The organism is Acinetobacter sp. 1130196, assembly GCF_000588095.1.
Classification (GTDB): domain Bacteria; phylum Pseudomonadota; class Gammaproteobacteria; order Pseudomonadales; family Moraxellaceae; genus Acinetobacter; species Acinetobacter nosocomialis.
In genome coordinates, this window is sequence record NZ_JFWX01000010.1 from 1 (window position 1) to 15154 (window position 15154).

Annotated in this window: 15 protein-coding genes and 1 pseudogene; 13 read left to right on the plus strand and 3 right to left on the minus strand. The window is 40.5% G+C overall.

The annotated features are described in order from the left end of the window. Positions 1-4 precede the first annotated feature (4 nt). Both J671_RS11065 and J671_RS26310 read left to right on the plus strand, forming a co-directional pair. Entirely contained in the window at positions 5-937 is a 933-nt protein-coding gene (locus tag J671_RS11065) for an IS5-like element ISAha3 family transposase (RefSeq protein WP_004812228.1), read from the plus strand. Between the two features lie 52 nt (positions 938-989). Further along, positions 990-1175 (plus strand): annotated as a pseudogene (locus J671_RS26310) (acyltransferase); the annotation flags it as partial. Positions 1176-1194: 19 nt separating this feature from the next. On the opposite strand, the gene J671_RS11070 reads toward J671_RS26310, so the two are convergent. Then, on the minus strand, positions 1195-3105 hold the full coding sequence (locus J671_RS11070) for an ATP-binding cassette domain-containing protein (protein ID WP_031982280.1): 1911 nt from the start codon (positions 3103-3105) through the stop codon (positions 1195-1197). A 32-nt stretch (positions 3106-3137) separates the two neighbouring features. On the opposite strand from J671_RS11070, the gene J671_RS11075 reads away from it, so the two are divergent. Further along, on the plus strand, positions 3138-3383 hold the full coding sequence (locus tag J671_RS11075; protein ID WP_002053395.1) for a SlyX family protein: 246 nt from the start codon (positions 3138-3140) through the stop codon (positions 3381-3383). Positions 3384-3437: 54 nt separating this feature from the next. Here J671_RS11075 and J671_RS11080 read toward each other — a convergent pair whose 3' ends face one another. After that, positions 3438-4445 carry a zinc-binding alcohol dehydrogenase family protein gene (locus J671_RS11080; protein ID WP_031982281.1) on the minus strand — a complete coding sequence of 336 codons (1008 nt, stop codon included), beginning with the start codon at positions 4443-4445 and terminating at the stop codon, positions 3438-3440. Positions 4446-4544: 99 nt separating this feature from the next. Here J671_RS11080 and J671_RS11085 point away from each other — a divergent pair, with 99 nt between their 5' ends. The 10 genes from J671_RS11085 to J671_RS11130 all read left to right on the plus strand — a co-directional run bounded on the left by J671_RS11085 (position 4545) and on the right by J671_RS11130 (position 13342). After that, complete coding sequence (locus tag J671_RS11085; protein ID WP_002053421.1) at positions 4545-4922, plus strand: winged helix-turn-helix transcriptional regulator; 378 nt, start codon at positions 4545-4547, stop codon at positions 4920-4922. A 147-nt stretch (positions 4923-5069) separates the two neighbouring features. Continuing rightward, positions 5070-5519: a hypothetical protein gene (locus J671_RS11090; RefSeq protein ID WP_002053270.1), complete on the plus strand. Its 450-nt coding sequence runs from the start codon at positions 5070-5072 to the stop codon at positions 5517-5519. A gap of 35 nt (positions 5520-5554) precedes the next feature. Further along, entirely contained in the window at positions 5555-8191 is a 2637-nt protein-coding gene (topA, locus tag J671_RS11095; protein WP_002053435.1) for a type I DNA topoisomerase, read from the plus strand. Positions 8192-8277: 86 nt separating this feature from the next. Then, the gene (locus J671_RS11100) at positions 8278-9036 is read left to right on the plus strand and encodes a hypothetical protein (protein ID WP_031982282.1); all 759 of its coding nucleotides are present in this window, start codon (positions 8278-8280) and stop codon (positions 9034-9036) included. A 137-nt stretch (positions 9037-9173) separates the two neighbouring features. Next, positions 9174-9746 carry an HdeD family acid-resistance protein gene (locus J671_RS11105; protein WP_031982283.1) on the plus strand — a complete coding sequence of 191 codons (573 nt, stop codon included), beginning with the start codon at positions 9174-9176 and terminating at the stop codon, positions 9744-9746. 116 nt (positions 9747-9862) lie between these two features. After that, positions 9863-11842 carry an ATP-dependent helicase gene (locus J671_RS11110; protein ID WP_016803625.1) on the plus strand — a complete coding sequence of 660 codons (1980 nt, stop codon included), beginning with the start codon at positions 9863-9865 and terminating at the stop codon, positions 11840-11842. A 74-nt stretch (positions 11843-11916) separates the two neighbouring features. Beyond that, entirely contained in the window at positions 11917-12156 is a 240-nt protein-coding gene (locus J671_RS11115) for an RNA recognition motif domain-containing protein (RefSeq protein ID WP_031982285.1), read from the plus strand. 7 nt (positions 12157-12163) lie between these two features. Continuing rightward, positions 12164-12331 carry a hypothetical protein gene (locus J671_RS11120; RefSeq protein ID WP_016803624.1) on the plus strand — a complete coding sequence of 56 codons (168 nt, stop codon included), beginning with the start codon at positions 12164-12166 and terminating at the stop codon, positions 12329-12331. Positions 12332-12447: 116 nt separating this feature from the next. Further along, entirely contained in the window at positions 12448-12951 is a 504-nt protein-coding gene (locus tag J671_RS11125; protein WP_004710685.1) for a DUF6586 family protein, read from the plus strand. A 112-nt stretch (positions 12952-13063) separates the two neighbouring features. After that, on the plus strand, positions 13064-13342 hold the full coding sequence (locus J671_RS11130; protein ID WP_002053465.1) for a hypothetical protein: 279 nt from the start codon (positions 13064-13066) through the stop codon (positions 13340-13342). A gap of 36 nt (positions 13343-13378) precedes the next feature. On the opposite strand, the gene J671_RS11135 is transcribed toward J671_RS11130, so the two are convergent. Beyond that, entirely contained in the window at positions 13379-15088 is a 1710-nt protein-coding gene (locus J671_RS11135) for a cation:proton antiporter (RefSeq protein WP_004710684.1), read from the minus strand. Positions 15089-15154 lie beyond the last annotated feature (66 nt).

Sequence of the window (15154 nt, forward strand, 5' to 3'; positions counted from 1 at the left end):
CCAGATGAAGAAGCCTACACCTAAAATCTATCGTACAACCAATTGGTCCTCGTATAACCAAGCTTTAATCAAGCGAGGAAATATTTCAATCTGGTTTGATCCTAAGACGCAATGGTATGCACAACCACAAGGCAAGCAAGGACGAAATCAAACTTATTCCGATACAGCGATTCAATGCTGTTTAATGATCAAATCTCTATTCCGTCTTTCTTTACGTATGGTTACTGGCTTTGTTCAAAGCCTGATTAAACTCTGTGGCTTGAATTGGACAGCACCAGATTACTCCACCCTTTGTAGACGACAAAAGCATATTGATATTGCGATAAGCTATCAGAAAAGTCATGATGGGTTACACCTACTTGTCGACTCTACGGGTTTAAAGTTTTTAGGTGAAGGCGAATGGAAGCGTAAAAAACATCAGCCTGAATACCGTCGGCAATGGCGTAAACTGCATATTGGTATAGATGCTGAAACACTGCAAATACGTGCCGTTCAGCTTACTACAAATAATGTCAGTGATTCACAAGTACTAGGTGATTTACTGGATCAAATTCCACTAGATGAGCGAATAGATTCTGTCTATACCGATGGCGCGTACGACACGAAGTGCTGCAGAAAAGTGATTTCAGATCGTCAAGCACATGCAGTAATTCCACCCAGAAAGAATGCCAAGCCCTGGAAAGATTCTAAAATAAGTTCAATAGAACGAAATGAGTTACTTCAAACGGTTAAACATTTAGGCAGAACCCTATGGAAAAAATGGTCGGGTTATCACCGTCGTAGTTTGGTGGAAACCAAGATGCATTGCATCAAATTATTAGGTGATAGGCTGACGGCAAGACATTTTCAAAGTCAGGTCAATGAAATTCATGCGCGTGTGGCAGTTCTGAATAGATTTACGGAATTAGGTAGACCTCGCACCCAAGTTGTGTCTTAAATTTGAATGGATTGGGGAGAACTCAGCTTTTGAATGTTTATGCAACAAAGCCACTCATCAGTTAAGTTTTAAATATTCGGTCGAGATCAATATTTTCATTAGTCTTGTTTTGGCTATCCTCACTTGTATGATTTTGCAGTTACAGATATTTGAACGTTTAATTCGCTTCATCTCTTTATTTGTTTATAAACCTTTTATGGCATTACTAGAAATTCTAAATCCAAAAAAAGGGCTTTAATTAAAGCCCTTTTTATTGATTAACTGCCTTTACTCATTTGCTCAAGTTCATCCCAACGCTCTAATTTTTCAAGCAATAATTCTTCAATTTCTGCTAGGCGTTGACTTGCTTGAGTCGCAGCATCTGCATCAGACACAAACCATGAACCATCTGCAAGTTTGTCAGAAAGCTCGGCTTGTTCAACTTCCAGCTTTTCAATTTCAGCAGGAAGTTGCTCAAGTTCACGTTGGTCTTTATAGCTCAATTTCACCTTTTTTACGCTACTTTGAGCAGCAGCTTTTTCAGCTTCAGCTTTTGCCTGAGCTTTCTTAACATCAGACTTCTGGTCTACCACTTTTTCATCTGGGCGTTGTAGTAAGTAGTCTTGGTAACCACCAATGTACTCTGCAATACCACCTTTACCATCAAAGACCCAAGTAGAAGTGACAACATTGTCCATAAATGCACGGTCATGCGAAATAAGTAATAGCGTGCCTTTATATTCGGAGAGCATCTCTTCAAGTAGTTCAAGAGTTACCATATCCAAGTCATTGGTTGGTTCGTCCATCACAATCAGGTTCGATGGTTTAAGCAATAATTTAGCAAGCAAAATACGGTTACGCTCACCACCAGAAAGGGCTTTTACTGGTGTGCGTGCACGTTCAGGTGAGAACAAGAAATCTTGTAAATAACTGTAGATATGACGACGGTTGCCATTTACATCCACAAAGTCAGAGCCTTCTGAAACGTTTGCCATGACTGTTTTTTCAAGATCTAAGGCATTACGTAATTGATCAAAATAAGCAATCTCTAATTGAGTACCTGTTTTAACAGAGCCACCGTGTTCGATTTCACCTAAAATAGCTTTAATTAAAGTCGTTTTACCGACACCGTTATCACCGACTAAGCCAATACGATCACCACGCATGACAAGCGTCGAGAAGTCTTTGATGAGTGATTTACCATCATAAGATACGCTCAAGTGCTCAATATCAAATACTAATTTACCAGAGCGATTTGCTTCTTGAGTCGCCATGCTCACTTTGCCTTGTTGTGAACGGCGTGCTTTCGATTCTTCGCGTAAAGCTTTTAATGCACGAACACGGCCTTCGTTACGTGTACGACGTGCTTTAATGCCTTGACGAATCCAAGCCTCTTCTTCAGCTAATTTTTTATCAAATAAAGCATTTTGTTTCTCTTCGGCTTCCATTTGCTGAGCTTTAAGCTCCAAATAGCGTGAATAGTTACCTTCGTAGCCACGTAAGATGCCGCGGTCAAGTTCAACAATTCGAGTCGCAATGCTATCTACAAAAGAGCGGTCATGCGAAATAAATAGAAGTGTTAAATTATTTTGATCGAGTAGGAATTTTTCTAGCCACTCAATACTTTCAACATCTAAATGGTTGGTTGGTTCGTCTAGAAGCAATACGTCTGGCTGCGTTAAAAGAGCACGAGCGAGTAAAACACGACGTTTACGTCCACCAGATAAGTCTGCCAAATCTGCATTTGGGTCGAGACCCATTTTACTTAATAGAGCATTAACCTTGTTTTCAAGTGCCCAACCGTCTAGTTGATCTAGCTTGTGCTGAAGGTTACCCATACGGTCGCAAGCTTCCATATCGCCAAGCATACAAGCATCGGTTGCTTGGTGATACGCTTTGAGTACTTCAGCCGCTTCTCCTGCGCCATCTGCTACAATGTCAGCAACCTTACCAGAATCCATTGGAACGTCTTGGGCTAACATGGAAACCGTTAAACCATTTTGGATAGAAACTTCACCAGAATCTGGTAATAAGCTTCCCTCGATGAGTTTAAGTAAAGTAGACTTACCTTCACCATTACGCCCAATTAAACAGACTCGTTCGCCACGTTCTAGATTAAAGTTCGCGCCATCGAGCAGGGCAGGTCCGCCAAAAGCAAGTTGGACATCCCTTAGGGTAATATAGGCCATAATGTTTTCCAGAATCTCAAATGAGGATTTAAATGACTAAACCACCATATCATGATGATCAAGCGTCATTTTCCGCACCCATTGAAGATTTGCAAGTGCGAATTACATTTTTGGATGATTTAGTTGAACAATTAAATCAACAACTCGCTATTCAAACTCAGGAAATAGCTGATTTGAAAAAACAAATGCAATTACTTTATCAACGTGTGGAATCTTCGGATTTATCAGAAGGCATTGCACCTTTTGATCCTTTAACGAATAAACCCCCGCACTATTAATAAAAAGGCAAGTTTAATACTTGCCTTTTATTGGGGGAATATTTTTAATTTTATTTAAAAACCTTGTAAAACAATCTTCCCTTTTGTTGTTCCACTTTCAATTTGCTGATGAACCCGTTTTAAGTTTTCAGCATTAATTGGACTTAAAACTTCAGTCACAGTTGTTTTAATTTTCCCTTCATCAACCAGCTTGCTGACTTCATTTAATAGGTCACTTTGTTTTTGCATATCTTCAGTCTGAAACATTGAACGCGTAAACATAAATTCCCAATGTACGGATACAGACTTCGATTTAAACGGTTTAATATCTAACTGTTCAGGGTCATCAATTAAGCCAAAATGCCCTTGTGGTGCAATCAACTCTACAATATCTGATAAATGCTGATCCGTTTGAGTGGTCGAGAACACATATGAAGGTGCATTTAAGCCTAATTGCTTGATTTGTGGGGCTAAAGGCTCGTGATGATCTAATACATAGTCGGCACCTAGTTGTTCTACCCATTCTTTTGTTTCGGGACGTGAAGCTGTAGTAATAATTGTTAGATTAGTTAATTGCTTAAGAAGCTGAATGGTAATTGAACCTACACCGCCAGCTCCACCAATCACTAAAATAGTTGTATTAGCAGGTGCAGTCTTTGGAACTTGCAGACGATCAAATAGCATTTCCCAAGCGGTGATTGCAGTTAAAGGGAGAGCTGCTGCCTCTGTTGCTTCTAAAATTTTTGGTTTATGACCAACAATACGTTCATCAACCAATTGCAATTCACTATTACTGCCTTGGCGATTTAAAGCACCTGCATACCAAACAACATCGCCTACTTTGAATTGAGTGACTTTATCTCCAGTCGCTTCAACCACGCCTACAGCATCCCAGCCAAGCACTTTCCAGCCGGATTCCGCACTTATATTTTTACGTATTTTGGTATCGACTGGATTTACTGAAATAGCTTGCACGCGAACTAGTAAATCGTGCCCCTTCGCAACAGGTGTATCGAGTTCAATATCAACGAGTGATTCTGGCGATGTAATGGCACCTGCTTTTTGATATGCGACAGCTTTCATAATTGTGATTCCTCTTGTTGAGAGTTTGATCATAACGTAAGCTTAAAAATAGTGACTACAGACAAATAACGCTCATAGTGTCAAAAAGGATACTGTAAAATGGCAAAAGCTCGACATTCAAGTTTTGACTGCTCACCGGGTTGTTCAGTTGAAGCCGCGATCAGTTTGATTGATGGCAAATGGAAATGCGTCATTCTTTGGCATTTATTAAATGAAGGAACTTTACGATTTAATGAAATCCGTAAACGAGTTCCAAGCATTACGCAAAGAATGCTCACCAATCAGCTTCGTGAGTTAGAACAAGATGGCATTATTCATCGGGAGGTTTATCCTCAAGTTCCTCCTAAAGTGGAATATAGCCTGACTGATTTAGGACGTGGGCTTGAGCAGATACTTCTTGCTCTAAAAACGTGGGGAGATGCGCATCTGGATCAGTTTGGTAAGTTAGCTACTCTTGAAACTGAAAAGAGCGCCTAAATATTGTGCCTAGATTGCTAAGAATATCTATGAGGAAATGTTGTAGTTTTTAACCTCGTCGGTTAATTGGACATTATTTTTATGATGTAACTTGCGTTTTCTGGTCAGCTTATGCAACTCTAATAAAAGAGATTAATAGGTTTTGCTATGGACAATATCGGAATTTGGGTTACCGTTATCATTGTTCTTTTTGTGCTGGGCTCCATTTTTGGTTTAAGAGTGAGTCCGCGTGAAAAGGCACTCGGTATTATGCGAGACAAAGCCCGTAAAATGGGACTACATCCACGCATAATTGCCGCACCTGAATGGACACATGTCCCGATGGCAACTGAAAAGCGTGCCAGCATGGTTGCTTATTATAGTGTATTGATCCCCGATGCTCGTTTAACGCTCATGCGTGCTCGTGTTATAGACGGAAAATTAAAAGTAGTGCAGGGTGATGAGAAATTTAATGATTCTCCCATTGCATTAAAAGGGATTTATGCTATTGATATGCAGGCAAACTGTGTGGGCCTTTATTGGGATGAGGAATCGGACCTAAAAGCCACGCAATTAGATGAGATGAAGGCTTATCTGTTGGCCTTGGCTGAAGCCTGATTTTTAAATTTATTGGTATAGGAATAACATTTTATATGGCGAATACCTCGCGCTCTGCATCTCAAAGCACAGCATCTACTGCCTCTGCTGCACATAAACGTGCCTTAGTGATTGTGGAGTCGCCTGCCAAAGCGAAAACCATCAACAAATATTTAGGTTCGCAGTACATTGTTAAGTCTTCTGTAGGTCACGTACGTGACTTGCCAACAGGCGGCAGCAAATCAACAGAGAAAAAGCCGGCTGCCCGGACAAAACTCACTGAAGCTGAAAAAGAACAAAAAGCCCAATCTGCGCTGATTAATCGTATGGGTGTCGATCCGGAACATGACTGGAAAGCACACTACGAGGTTCTACCTGGCAAAGAAAATGTTGTTGCTGAACTCAAGAAACTTGCCAAAGATGCAGATGCAATCTATCTCGCAACGGACTTGGATAGAGAAGGGGAAGCAATCGCTTGGCACTTACGCGAAGTGATTGGTGGTGACGATAGCCGTTATCATCGTGTGGTATTTAACGAAATTACTAAAAATGCCATTCAAGAAGCATTTAAACAGCCAACTCGCCTAGACTTAAACCGTGTTAATGCACAGCAAGCGCGTCGTTTCTTGGACCGTGTAGTAGGCTTCATGGTTTCGCCATTACTATGGGAAAAGATTGCCCGTGGTTTGTCAGCAGGTCGTGTACAGTCTGTAGCGGTAAAGCTTGTTGTTGAACGTGAACGTGAAATTCGTGCTTTTATTCCAGAAGAATATTGGCAAGTGTTTGCAGACACTAAGGCTAAAAAAGATGATATTCGTCTTGAGGCTGTGAAACAGGCTGGTAAAACACTTAAATTAAAGAACAAAGCTGAAACAGATGCCCTGTTGGATGTATTAAAGGGCGCTGAATATAAAGTTGCACAGCGTGAAGATAAGCCGACTAAGGTGAATCCGAGTGCACCATATATCACGTCGACTTTACAACAGGCGGCAAGTACACGCTTAGGTTTCTCTGTAAAGAAAACCATGATGTTGGCGCAACGTTTGTATGAAGCTGGTTTTATTACCTATATGCGTACGGACTCAACATTCTTGAGTGATGACGCTGTAAGTATGGTCCGTGCTCATATTGAAAGCCAGTTTGGTGAGAAATATTTACCAGCAAAGCCAAACCGCTATGGTAACAAAGCGGGTGCTCAAGAAGCCCATGAAGCAATTCGTCCGTCAAATGTTGCACTTACAGGTGATCAACTTGCAGGTGTAGAGCGTGATGCGCAGCGTTTATATGATTTAATTTGGCGTCAATTTGTTGCTTGCCAAATGACTCCAGCAGAATATTTATCTTCAACTTTAACCGTTGAAGCTGGCAATGTGGAGTTAAAGGCAAAAGGCCGTACGCTTGTATTTGATGGCTTCACTAAAGTTCGTGGTGCTAACAAATCTGATGACGATATCATTTTACCTGCAATTAAAGTGGGTGAAATTTTAAAATTAGAAAAGCTAGATCCAAGTCAGCACTTTACTAAACCACCAGCTCGTTTTACTGAAGCATCTTTAGTAAAAGAACTTGAAAAACGTGGTATTGGTCGTCCGTCAACTTATGCTGCCATTATTTCTACAATTCAAGAACGTGGCTACGTTAAGTTAGAAAATCGCCGTCTCTTTGCCGAGAAAATGGGTGAGATCGTAACAGATCGTCTTGATGAAAGTTTTAATAACCTGATGAATTATGCTTTTACCGCAGATTTAGAAGGTCAGTTGGACCGTGTGGCAACGGGTGAGCGTAATTGGAAAGAATTACTCGATACATTCTACGGTGATTTTAAAAAGCGTCTGACCAATGCTCAAGGTGAGCAGGGAATGCGCCGTAATCAACCAGTTGAAGTACCAGCAGTACATTGTCCTGAATGTTCAAGACCAATGCAGATTCGTACGGGTACTACAGGCGTATTCTTAGGTTGTTCAGGTTATAACTTGCCACCTAAAGAACGCTGTAAAGGAACTTTGAATTTAACACCAGTTGAGTCATTAGCAGCGTTATCTGATGATGACAGTGCTGAAACCGCAGACTTGATGTCTAAACATCGTTGTCCTAAATGTGGTACAGCAATGGACAGTTATGTCATTGATGGTGGCCGTAAGTTACATGTTTGTGGTAACAATCCAGACTGTGATGGTTATGAGCTTGAAGAAGGTGAGTTCAAGATCAAAGGTTATGATGGCCCAACCATTCCATGTGATAAATGTGATGGTGAAATGCAGCTTAAAACTGGCCGTTTTGGCCCGTATTTCGCTTGTACAAGCTGTGATAATACCCGTAAAGTTTTGAAAAATGGTCAACCTGCACCACCACGCGTAGAACCAATTAAGATGGAACATTTGCGCTCGACCAAACATGATGACTATTTTGTGTTACGTGATGGCGCTGCTGGTCTGTTCTTGGCTGCAAGTAAGTTCCCGAAAATTCGTGAAACACGTGCACCAAAAGTTGCTGAGCTTCGTAGTGTTGCTGACCAACTTGATCCAAAATACCAGTTTATTTTACAAGCTCCGGATGTAGACCCTGAAGGTAACCCAACCATTGTGAAGTTTAGTCGTAAGAACCAATCGCAGTATGTGGGATCTGAAACACCAGAAGGTAAACAAACTAAATGGAGCCTGATTTACCAAGACGGTAAATGGATTGAAGGCTAAATAAGACAAATGAAAAATGCTAGCTCAGCTAGCATTTTTTATATCTAGAACAAGAAAAGAAAATTTAATTTTTATGGGGAACAAGAATGTGGAAAAACATTCGGATTTTGTGTCTATTGATTGTTTTATTAATCGTTGCAGTTCAGGCATGGCGTGACCAAAACCAAGACTGGAATCAGCCTATTGTTGTGGTATTGCACCCAATAAATACGGATGGTTTACAAACCACGCAAGCTTATATTCATCAGCTACAAAACGCTGACTTTCAAATGCTTAAAAGCTACCTAAGTGAATGGTCACAGCATTATCGTGGGCAATCAAGTAACTTTGAAATTCGTTTAGGGCAGCAACTACAACAGAGGCCGCCTGTAGTTCCTCAAAATGCCAATATCCTGAATGTCATTTGGTGGAGCTTAAAGTTTCGTTTTTATGCATGGCGACAACAGCAATCTGAAGATAGGGGCGCATCACTCAAACTTTATTTAAATTATTATGATCCAAGTTATCAAAAAGTTTTGGTGCATTCGACTGCTTTAGAAAAAGGCCGTATTGGTAGCGTTAATTTGTTTGCTACACGAGAGCAAGCCCCACAAAATCAGGTTGTTATCGTTCACGAGCTATTACACGGCTTTGGCGCAAAAGATAAATATGATTTAAAAACAGGTCAGCCGATTTATCCATTAGGCTACGCACAACCTGAAAAGGTCCCTCTTTATCCACAAACACGAGCAGAAATCATGGGTGGTCGAACACCATTATCTGAACAGACCAATAAAATGCCAAGTGATTTACAAGAAACTGTAATTGGTTTACCGACTGCTCAAGAAATTGGATGGTTGAAATAAAATTGTGGATAAATACTGTTTTATCCCCATCAATTGTTAATAAACGATGCAGATCTTATACAGACAATAAATGTGAAGTACATCACTATAATGACATTATATAAACTTTCTAATACCTGATAATAAGAGTAGCCATGATGAAAACTGTAGGTAATGATTTAGTTCGTAATCAGCTACATGCTGATCGTAAATGGTATCTAATATTAGGCTTTGTGCTCATTATTTTCGGTTTGGTGTTATTTAGCTCACTGCCATTTGCAACATTTTCGGTTGTTTTCCTATTTGGTATTTTAATGATGATAGGTGGTGTGCTGCACTTGATTGCTGCCATAAGTGTATTTAAGGGCGGTAGCCGATGGCTGTGGGCACTTTTTGGTGTGCTGTATTTAATGGCGGGCTATTACGCATTTTCTACGCCTGTGACTACGGCTGTGGGTTTAACTAGCTTATTATCAATTGCCCTGATTATTGCCGGCGTAATTCGTACTATAAATGCATTTTTATTGAGACCAATCGCTGGATGGGGCTGGACCTTATTTTCAGGGTTACTAACACTCGCTACCGGTATTTTAATTTTAGTTTCTAAAGACTCACCTTTTTGGGTGTTGGGAATGTTTTTAGCAGTAGATATTTTATTTCAGGGAATCAACTTTTTAGGACTTGCTTCTGCAATTAAACATTTGCCTTCTAGTTCAAAAACGGTTTCTTAATATAAATAACGAACAAAAGGACACCTAGGGTGTCCTTTTTTGTTTTTAGTGAGTGAAGGTCCATCTCATGGCATGGGTCTGTTAAACTAAGCCTTGGTGTTTTAGCGATATGTGTTATGAGTCTTGCAAAGTTAATTAATGAATTAAATGCTCAGCAAAAAAAAGCAGCAACTACTACAGCACAAAACTGTTTGGTTTTGGCTGGAGCGGGCTGTGGCAAGACTAAAACCATTGTTGCTCGCGCAGCTTATTTAATTGATCAGGGTTTGTCAGCCAATCAAATTCAGATTTTAACGTTCACGCGCCGTGCTGCGAGTGAAATTGTTGCAAGGGTTGAACAGCATGTTGGTGCACAAGCCAAAGGCCTTCGCGCATCCACTTTTCATACCTTTTGCATGTATTTATTGCGTCGTAATCCGCAAGCGTTTGGTTTAACCCAATTTAGTATTATTGATCGTGATGATCAGTTACTCATGTTTCGCTTATTGAGAGGCAAAGACAAAGATAATGTTTTGCCTAAAGCGGCAGAGCTGTGTGATTTATATTCTTATGCCCGAAATACGCAATCTAAGCTGTCTGAAGCGTTACTCAAGCAATTACCTGAAGCATATGAATATAAATCACAAATTGCTGAGTTAATGAAAACCTATGAACAGCGTAAAAGAGAGCGTAATTTTTTAGATTATGATGATATTTTGTCGATCGTCGCTGTTCATTTACAAAACTCGGAAGCACTGACGAACTGGGTTGCAGGCTTTTGCCAAGCTTTACTGGTTGATGAGATGCAAGATACCAACCCTTTACAGTGGGCTCTTTTGCAGCCACTGATTGGTAAGGTGAAATTATTTTGTGTGGGAGATGATGCCCAGTCAATTTACGGTTTCCGTGGTGCCGACTTTGAAAACATTCATTCTTTTAAAGAACGTATTCCTGATGCGGTCATTCATACTTTAGATCTGAATTATCGCTCGACTCAAGAAATATTAGATTTATCAAATTGGTTACTCGCCCACAGTCCAATCGATTATCAAAAACAGTTACAGGCACATCGTGGCAAAGGACAAAAGCCACAACTCCATTTGTTTGGTAATGAATTTGAAGAAGCCAACTGGATTGCACAAGACTTAATAGAGCGACATCAACAGGGTGCAAATTGGTACGACCATATGGTGTTAGTCCGCTCTGGCTACAGTGCTCGTTATTTGGAAGGTGCATTTATTGCCGCTGAAATTCCGTATCGTTTTATTGGGGGCGTAAAGTTACTTGAATCAGCGCATGTAAAGGATGTGCTCAGTTTATTACGTATTGTGAGTAACCCGCAGGATGACTTGGCTTGGATGCGCTTTTTAACCTTATGGGATGGTATTGGTGACGTTGGGGCCAGCAAGTTAGCACAAGAGTTAATGAGCATTAGTGAGGTCGAAGAGCGTTGCCAGCGTTTGGAGCGTCATGGAAAAGTTCCTTTACAGGCTATTTTGATTTTGAAGCAGCTTGATGTGCTACAGCAGCATGTTGAGGCAAGCATTGGTCTAGCTCTTGATGCCTTAAGTGAACAGTTGGAGCAAAACTATAAAACTAAAGATTGGTCACGTCGCGCTAGAGATTTTGATTTAGTCAAACAACTAGCGCGTAAACATGCATCTCTTGGTGAGTTCCTTGAAGAATATGTGCTTGAACCAATTTCAGTTTCTGAAATTGAAAAAGCGGGTGATGATGATTTAGTGACCTTAATTACAATTCATTCGGCTAAAGGTGCAGAACAGAAGGTGTGTTATGTGCCGCATGTCTCACCAAATCAATTTCCATATGCGCGTGCGCAGGGCGATTTTGATGAAGTCGAAGAAGAACGCCGTGTATTGTATGTTGCATTAACACGTGCGGAAAATGAATTGATTTTAACGAAGCAAAATCTCAATACATGGTCACAAGATACATATGACGAACAAGGCCGTAAAATCGAAAGTTATTTCCTAAATGATTTACCTGCTCATTTGGTGCAGGCAAAAATTCATCGTCAAGTTCCGCAGCCATTTGCCAAAAAACAATGGAACACTTCACGAACAGTAAACTTAGGTTTTGGTATCGATCTCGACTAAACTACTGTATAAGACACTGTGAATACTCAAATGTGTATTGGCCTTTATTATTTAAGGCTAATCAAGGTTGGAAAATGAAAATATTAGTTCGTAATTTAGATCGTTCAGTGACTGAAGCAGAAGTTTTAGAGCTGTTTAAGGCTTATGGTAAAGTTGAGTCTTGTGTGGTTGTTACCGATAAAGATACAGGTAAATCAAAAGGTTTTGGCTTTGTTGAAATGCCGAATTCGCGTGAAGCCAATAAAGCAATCAAAGGTCTAAATACATTTAAGGTAAAAGGTTACGGTATTCGCGTTAAGGCTGCTGAAGAGTAATACTTTTATGCAACAATTTTTAGCTCTTTCTGTGGTTGCTCCAAATGGAACCTATATAGCCCAAGGTGTAAAGACATTTGAAGTCCTTTCATGGGTGCCTACAGAGTTACCTCTTAAAGATCTATTCATTGTTGAAAACAAGAATTTTTTAATCAATGATGGTGATGAGGGATAACGTAAAATTTATCAAGTCTCTCTGGATTTACCATAAATAACGTTGATTTTATCAATGGAGTCGTTAAGCTAAGAATAGCCATATTGATGGCAATTTTAGAACAGGAAAGTTTAGTTATGTCACGTGTTGCTCGTTATCATGCCGATCGTACCAATCAAAAACTCTATTTTGCACGCCTAGCGTGTCAACAAGCAGAGCAAACTGATCATGTACAGCAGGTACAAGCGTATCGTGAAACAGCTGTCTTTCACTTGCATGGTGCGATGTTAGCATTCCTGCAAGAACTGGTACGTTATTACCGTTTAAATGACTCACAGCCGACATTAAAATCGATTGAAGAGCATATGGCGGCAAAAGGACAAGTTTCTCCTGAAGTTTCTGTTTTGCAGCAATTGGCAAAAGATGGTTTTGTTGCAGAGTTAAAGCGTGCTTACCGCATGTGCCAATATGCACCGGAACCTACTGAACCGACACCGGAAGAAGAAACTTCTTCTAATTTGATCATTAAAGTGACTCAGGGGCCACAATCATGGTTACCTGATGTGAAAATTTTGCGTGAATGGCATAGAGAGTTAAGTCATTTAATTGATGGTTTTCGTAACGAAATGGTCGAGTTCTAAAATTAAACTGTCTGAGCGCTTGAAATTTAATCCCAGTGCGCCTATATAAATAAGACGAGAGATGCAAAGTGCAAGGGTGCTTTGCCACCATGTTGAAACATGGAGGAAGTATATGTCTATACAGCAATTGAAAGAGTTATTTGGAAATCAAGAAGCAGTGTTGGAGTTAGTCCAACTCGAAGGTGGTGAGCTCGCCTTGCGTAATGCTGGTTCTGAAAAAGAGCCTTTGGTTAAAATTCAATTTAGTGATGAACTAAAAGAGATATTAGGCGAGCAAACGCCTATCGTTGCCCAGCATATGATTCAAGCTGCTTTATTTGGACTGCTAGAGAAGCAGGTTAATGAATGGCAGGCTGAAGTTGTAGATGAGCAGCCTAAATTCCTAAGTTAAAAAAAGCGTACTCTTGAGTACGCTTTTTTGTGTGCGTTAATGATGTGTTGACTGATGCGCAAGCTCGATTTGATTTAAAATATGATGGCTCATATTCTTCGCCATTTCTTCTTTTGCATAGAAGACTTCACCAATATTTTCATCTCGAATAACGGCTGCTTCTTCTTTACTTTCTGCACAAATTAAAACCTGAATTTGAGGGTTTAATTGTTTGGCAATATCCACAATTCGGTGAATATCTAAAATATCCATAGGGGAAATCACCAAAAGACGTGCATGCATGATATGAGCCTGAATGAGAACGCCGGGTTCAGTTGCTACACCACTTACGGCAGCAATATTCGCTTGACGTAACTTTTCTACAATTTCACGATTTTCTTCGGCAATTACGACTTTAATATTCTGATTAATTAAATTTTCAGTAATACGTCGTCCAACGCCACCATACCCTACAATCACCACTTGATCGCGTAGATAAGCCTGATCGACTTCATCTGGCAGCATAGCGAGTGGGTCACCACTACGTTCAAGAAGTCGTGCCAAATGAGAGCGTTCACGAATCCAGCGTTGTACAGGTTCAACTGCCGAGAAAACAAAAGAGTTAAGCGTAATTGAGAACAAAGCACCCGCTAAAATCAGGTTTTGCGCTTCTAGGGTTAATAGACCTAAAGAAACTCCCAGTGTAGCCAAAATAAATGAAAACTCACCAATTTGTGCAAGGCTGGCCCCGACTGTCAAAGCAGTATTAATTGGATAGCGGAAGAATAAAACCAAGGCCATTGCAGCAAGTGTTTTACCCACCATAATAATTGCGATAACTGCCAAAATATGCAGTGGACGCTCGATAAGAATATGTGGATCAAACAACATTCCTACCGAAACGAAAAATAAAATTGAGAAAATTTCACGTAGAGGAAGAGTCTCTTCTTCTGCACGATGGCTAAAGTCTGATTCTTTTACGACCATACCCGCAAAGAAGGCCCCTAAGGCCATTGAAACGCCAAAGATAGCATAAGAGCCATAGGCGATTGAAACAGCTGCTGCTACGACTGTCAGCGTAAATAGCTCTCTTGAACCTAAGCGAGCAACAAACTGCATAATGATAGGCACTACACGCTTGCCTACAATGAGCATGAACGCAATAAAGCCAATCACTTTTAATAGGGTGATTCCAAGCGTTAACCAAATGTTGCCTTCCGCGCCTGCTGGTGCTTTGCCACCAAGTAAAACTGCTGTAGCTGGAAGAAGTACTAAAACAAGTACCATCACTAAGTCTTCAACTAACAGCCAACCCACAGCAATTTTGCCGTTTACTGAGTCTAAAAGACCGCGGTCTCCTAAAGCTTTTAATAAGACAACAGTACTCGCACACGATAGGCTTAAGCCAAAAACCAGAGCGGAGCCAAAGCTCCAGCCCCATAACATTGAAACGCCAATACCAAGTAAGGTGGCAACAGCAATCTGTAAAATCGCACCCGGCAAGGCAATACGACGAACTTGTAAAAGATCATTTAATGAAAAATGCATCCCAACGCCAAACATCAAGAACATTACGCCGAGTTCAGCAAGTTGGTTGGCAAGATGAATATCTGCTTCTATGCCGGGGGTATTCGGACTAATAATAATTCCGGCAATAAGGTAGCCAATAAGAGGGGGAAGTCGTAGTCGGGCGGCTATATAGCCAAAAAAGAGGGCAACACCGAAACCAACAGCAAGTAAAATAATTAAATCTACGTCATGCGGCACTAAAAACTCCTTTTACGTGAGTTAGGCTAAAGACAAGCATAAAAAATGCCAAGGCGGAATATGTAG

Excerpts from the sequence above, each read along its gene's own strand:
- J671_RS11065 (WP_004812228.1), top strand. The coding sequence starts at position 5 with ATGAAGAAGCCTACACCTAAAATCTATCGTACAACCAATTGGTCCTCG.
- J671_RS11070 (WP_031982280.1), bottom strand. The coding sequence starts at position 3,105 with ATGGCCTATATTACCCTAAGGGATGTCCAACTTGCTTTTGGCGGACCT.
- J671_RS11075 (WP_002053395.1), top strand. The coding sequence starts at position 3,138 with ATGACTAAACCACCATATCATGATGATCAAGCGTCATTTTCCGCACCC.
- J671_RS11080 (WP_031982281.1), bottom strand. The coding sequence starts at position 4,445 with ATGAAAGCTGTCGCATATCAAAAAGCAGGTGCCATTACATCGCCAGAA.
- J671_RS11085 (WP_002053421.1), top strand. The coding sequence starts at position 4,545 with ATGGCAAAAGCTCGACATTCAAGTTTTGACTGCTCACCGGGTTGTTCA.
- J671_RS11090 (WP_002053270.1), top strand. The coding sequence starts at position 5,070 with ATGGACAATATCGGAATTTGGGTTACCGTTATCATTGTTCTTTTTGTG.
- topA (WP_002053435.1), top strand. The coding sequence starts at position 5,555 with ATGGCGAATACCTCGCGCTCTGCATCTCAAAGCACAGCATCTACTGCC.
- J671_RS11100 (WP_031982282.1), top strand. The coding sequence starts at position 8,278 with ATGTGGAAAAACATTCGGATTTTGTGTCTATTGATTGTTTTATTAATC.
- J671_RS11105 (WP_031982283.1), top strand. The coding sequence starts at position 9,174 with ATGAAAACTGTAGGTAATGATTTAGTTCGTAATCAGCTACATGCTGAT.
- J671_RS11110 (WP_016803625.1), top strand. The coding sequence starts at position 9,863 with ATGAGTCTTGCAAAGTTAATTAATGAATTAAATGCTCAGCAAAAAAAA.
- J671_RS11115 (WP_031982285.1), top strand. The coding sequence starts at position 11,917 with ATGAAAATATTAGTTCGTAATTTAGATCGTTCAGTGACTGAAGCAGAA.
- J671_RS11120 (WP_016803624.1), top strand. The coding sequence starts at position 12,164 with ATGCAACAATTTTTAGCTCTTTCTGTGGTTGCTCCAAATGGAACCTAT.
- J671_RS11125 (WP_004710685.1), top strand. The coding sequence starts at position 12,448 with ATGTCACGTGTTGCTCGTTATCATGCCGATCGTACCAATCAAAAACTC.
- J671_RS11130 (WP_002053465.1), top strand. The coding sequence starts at position 13,064 with ATGTCTATACAGCAATTGAAAGAGTTATTTGGAAATCAAGAAGCAGTG.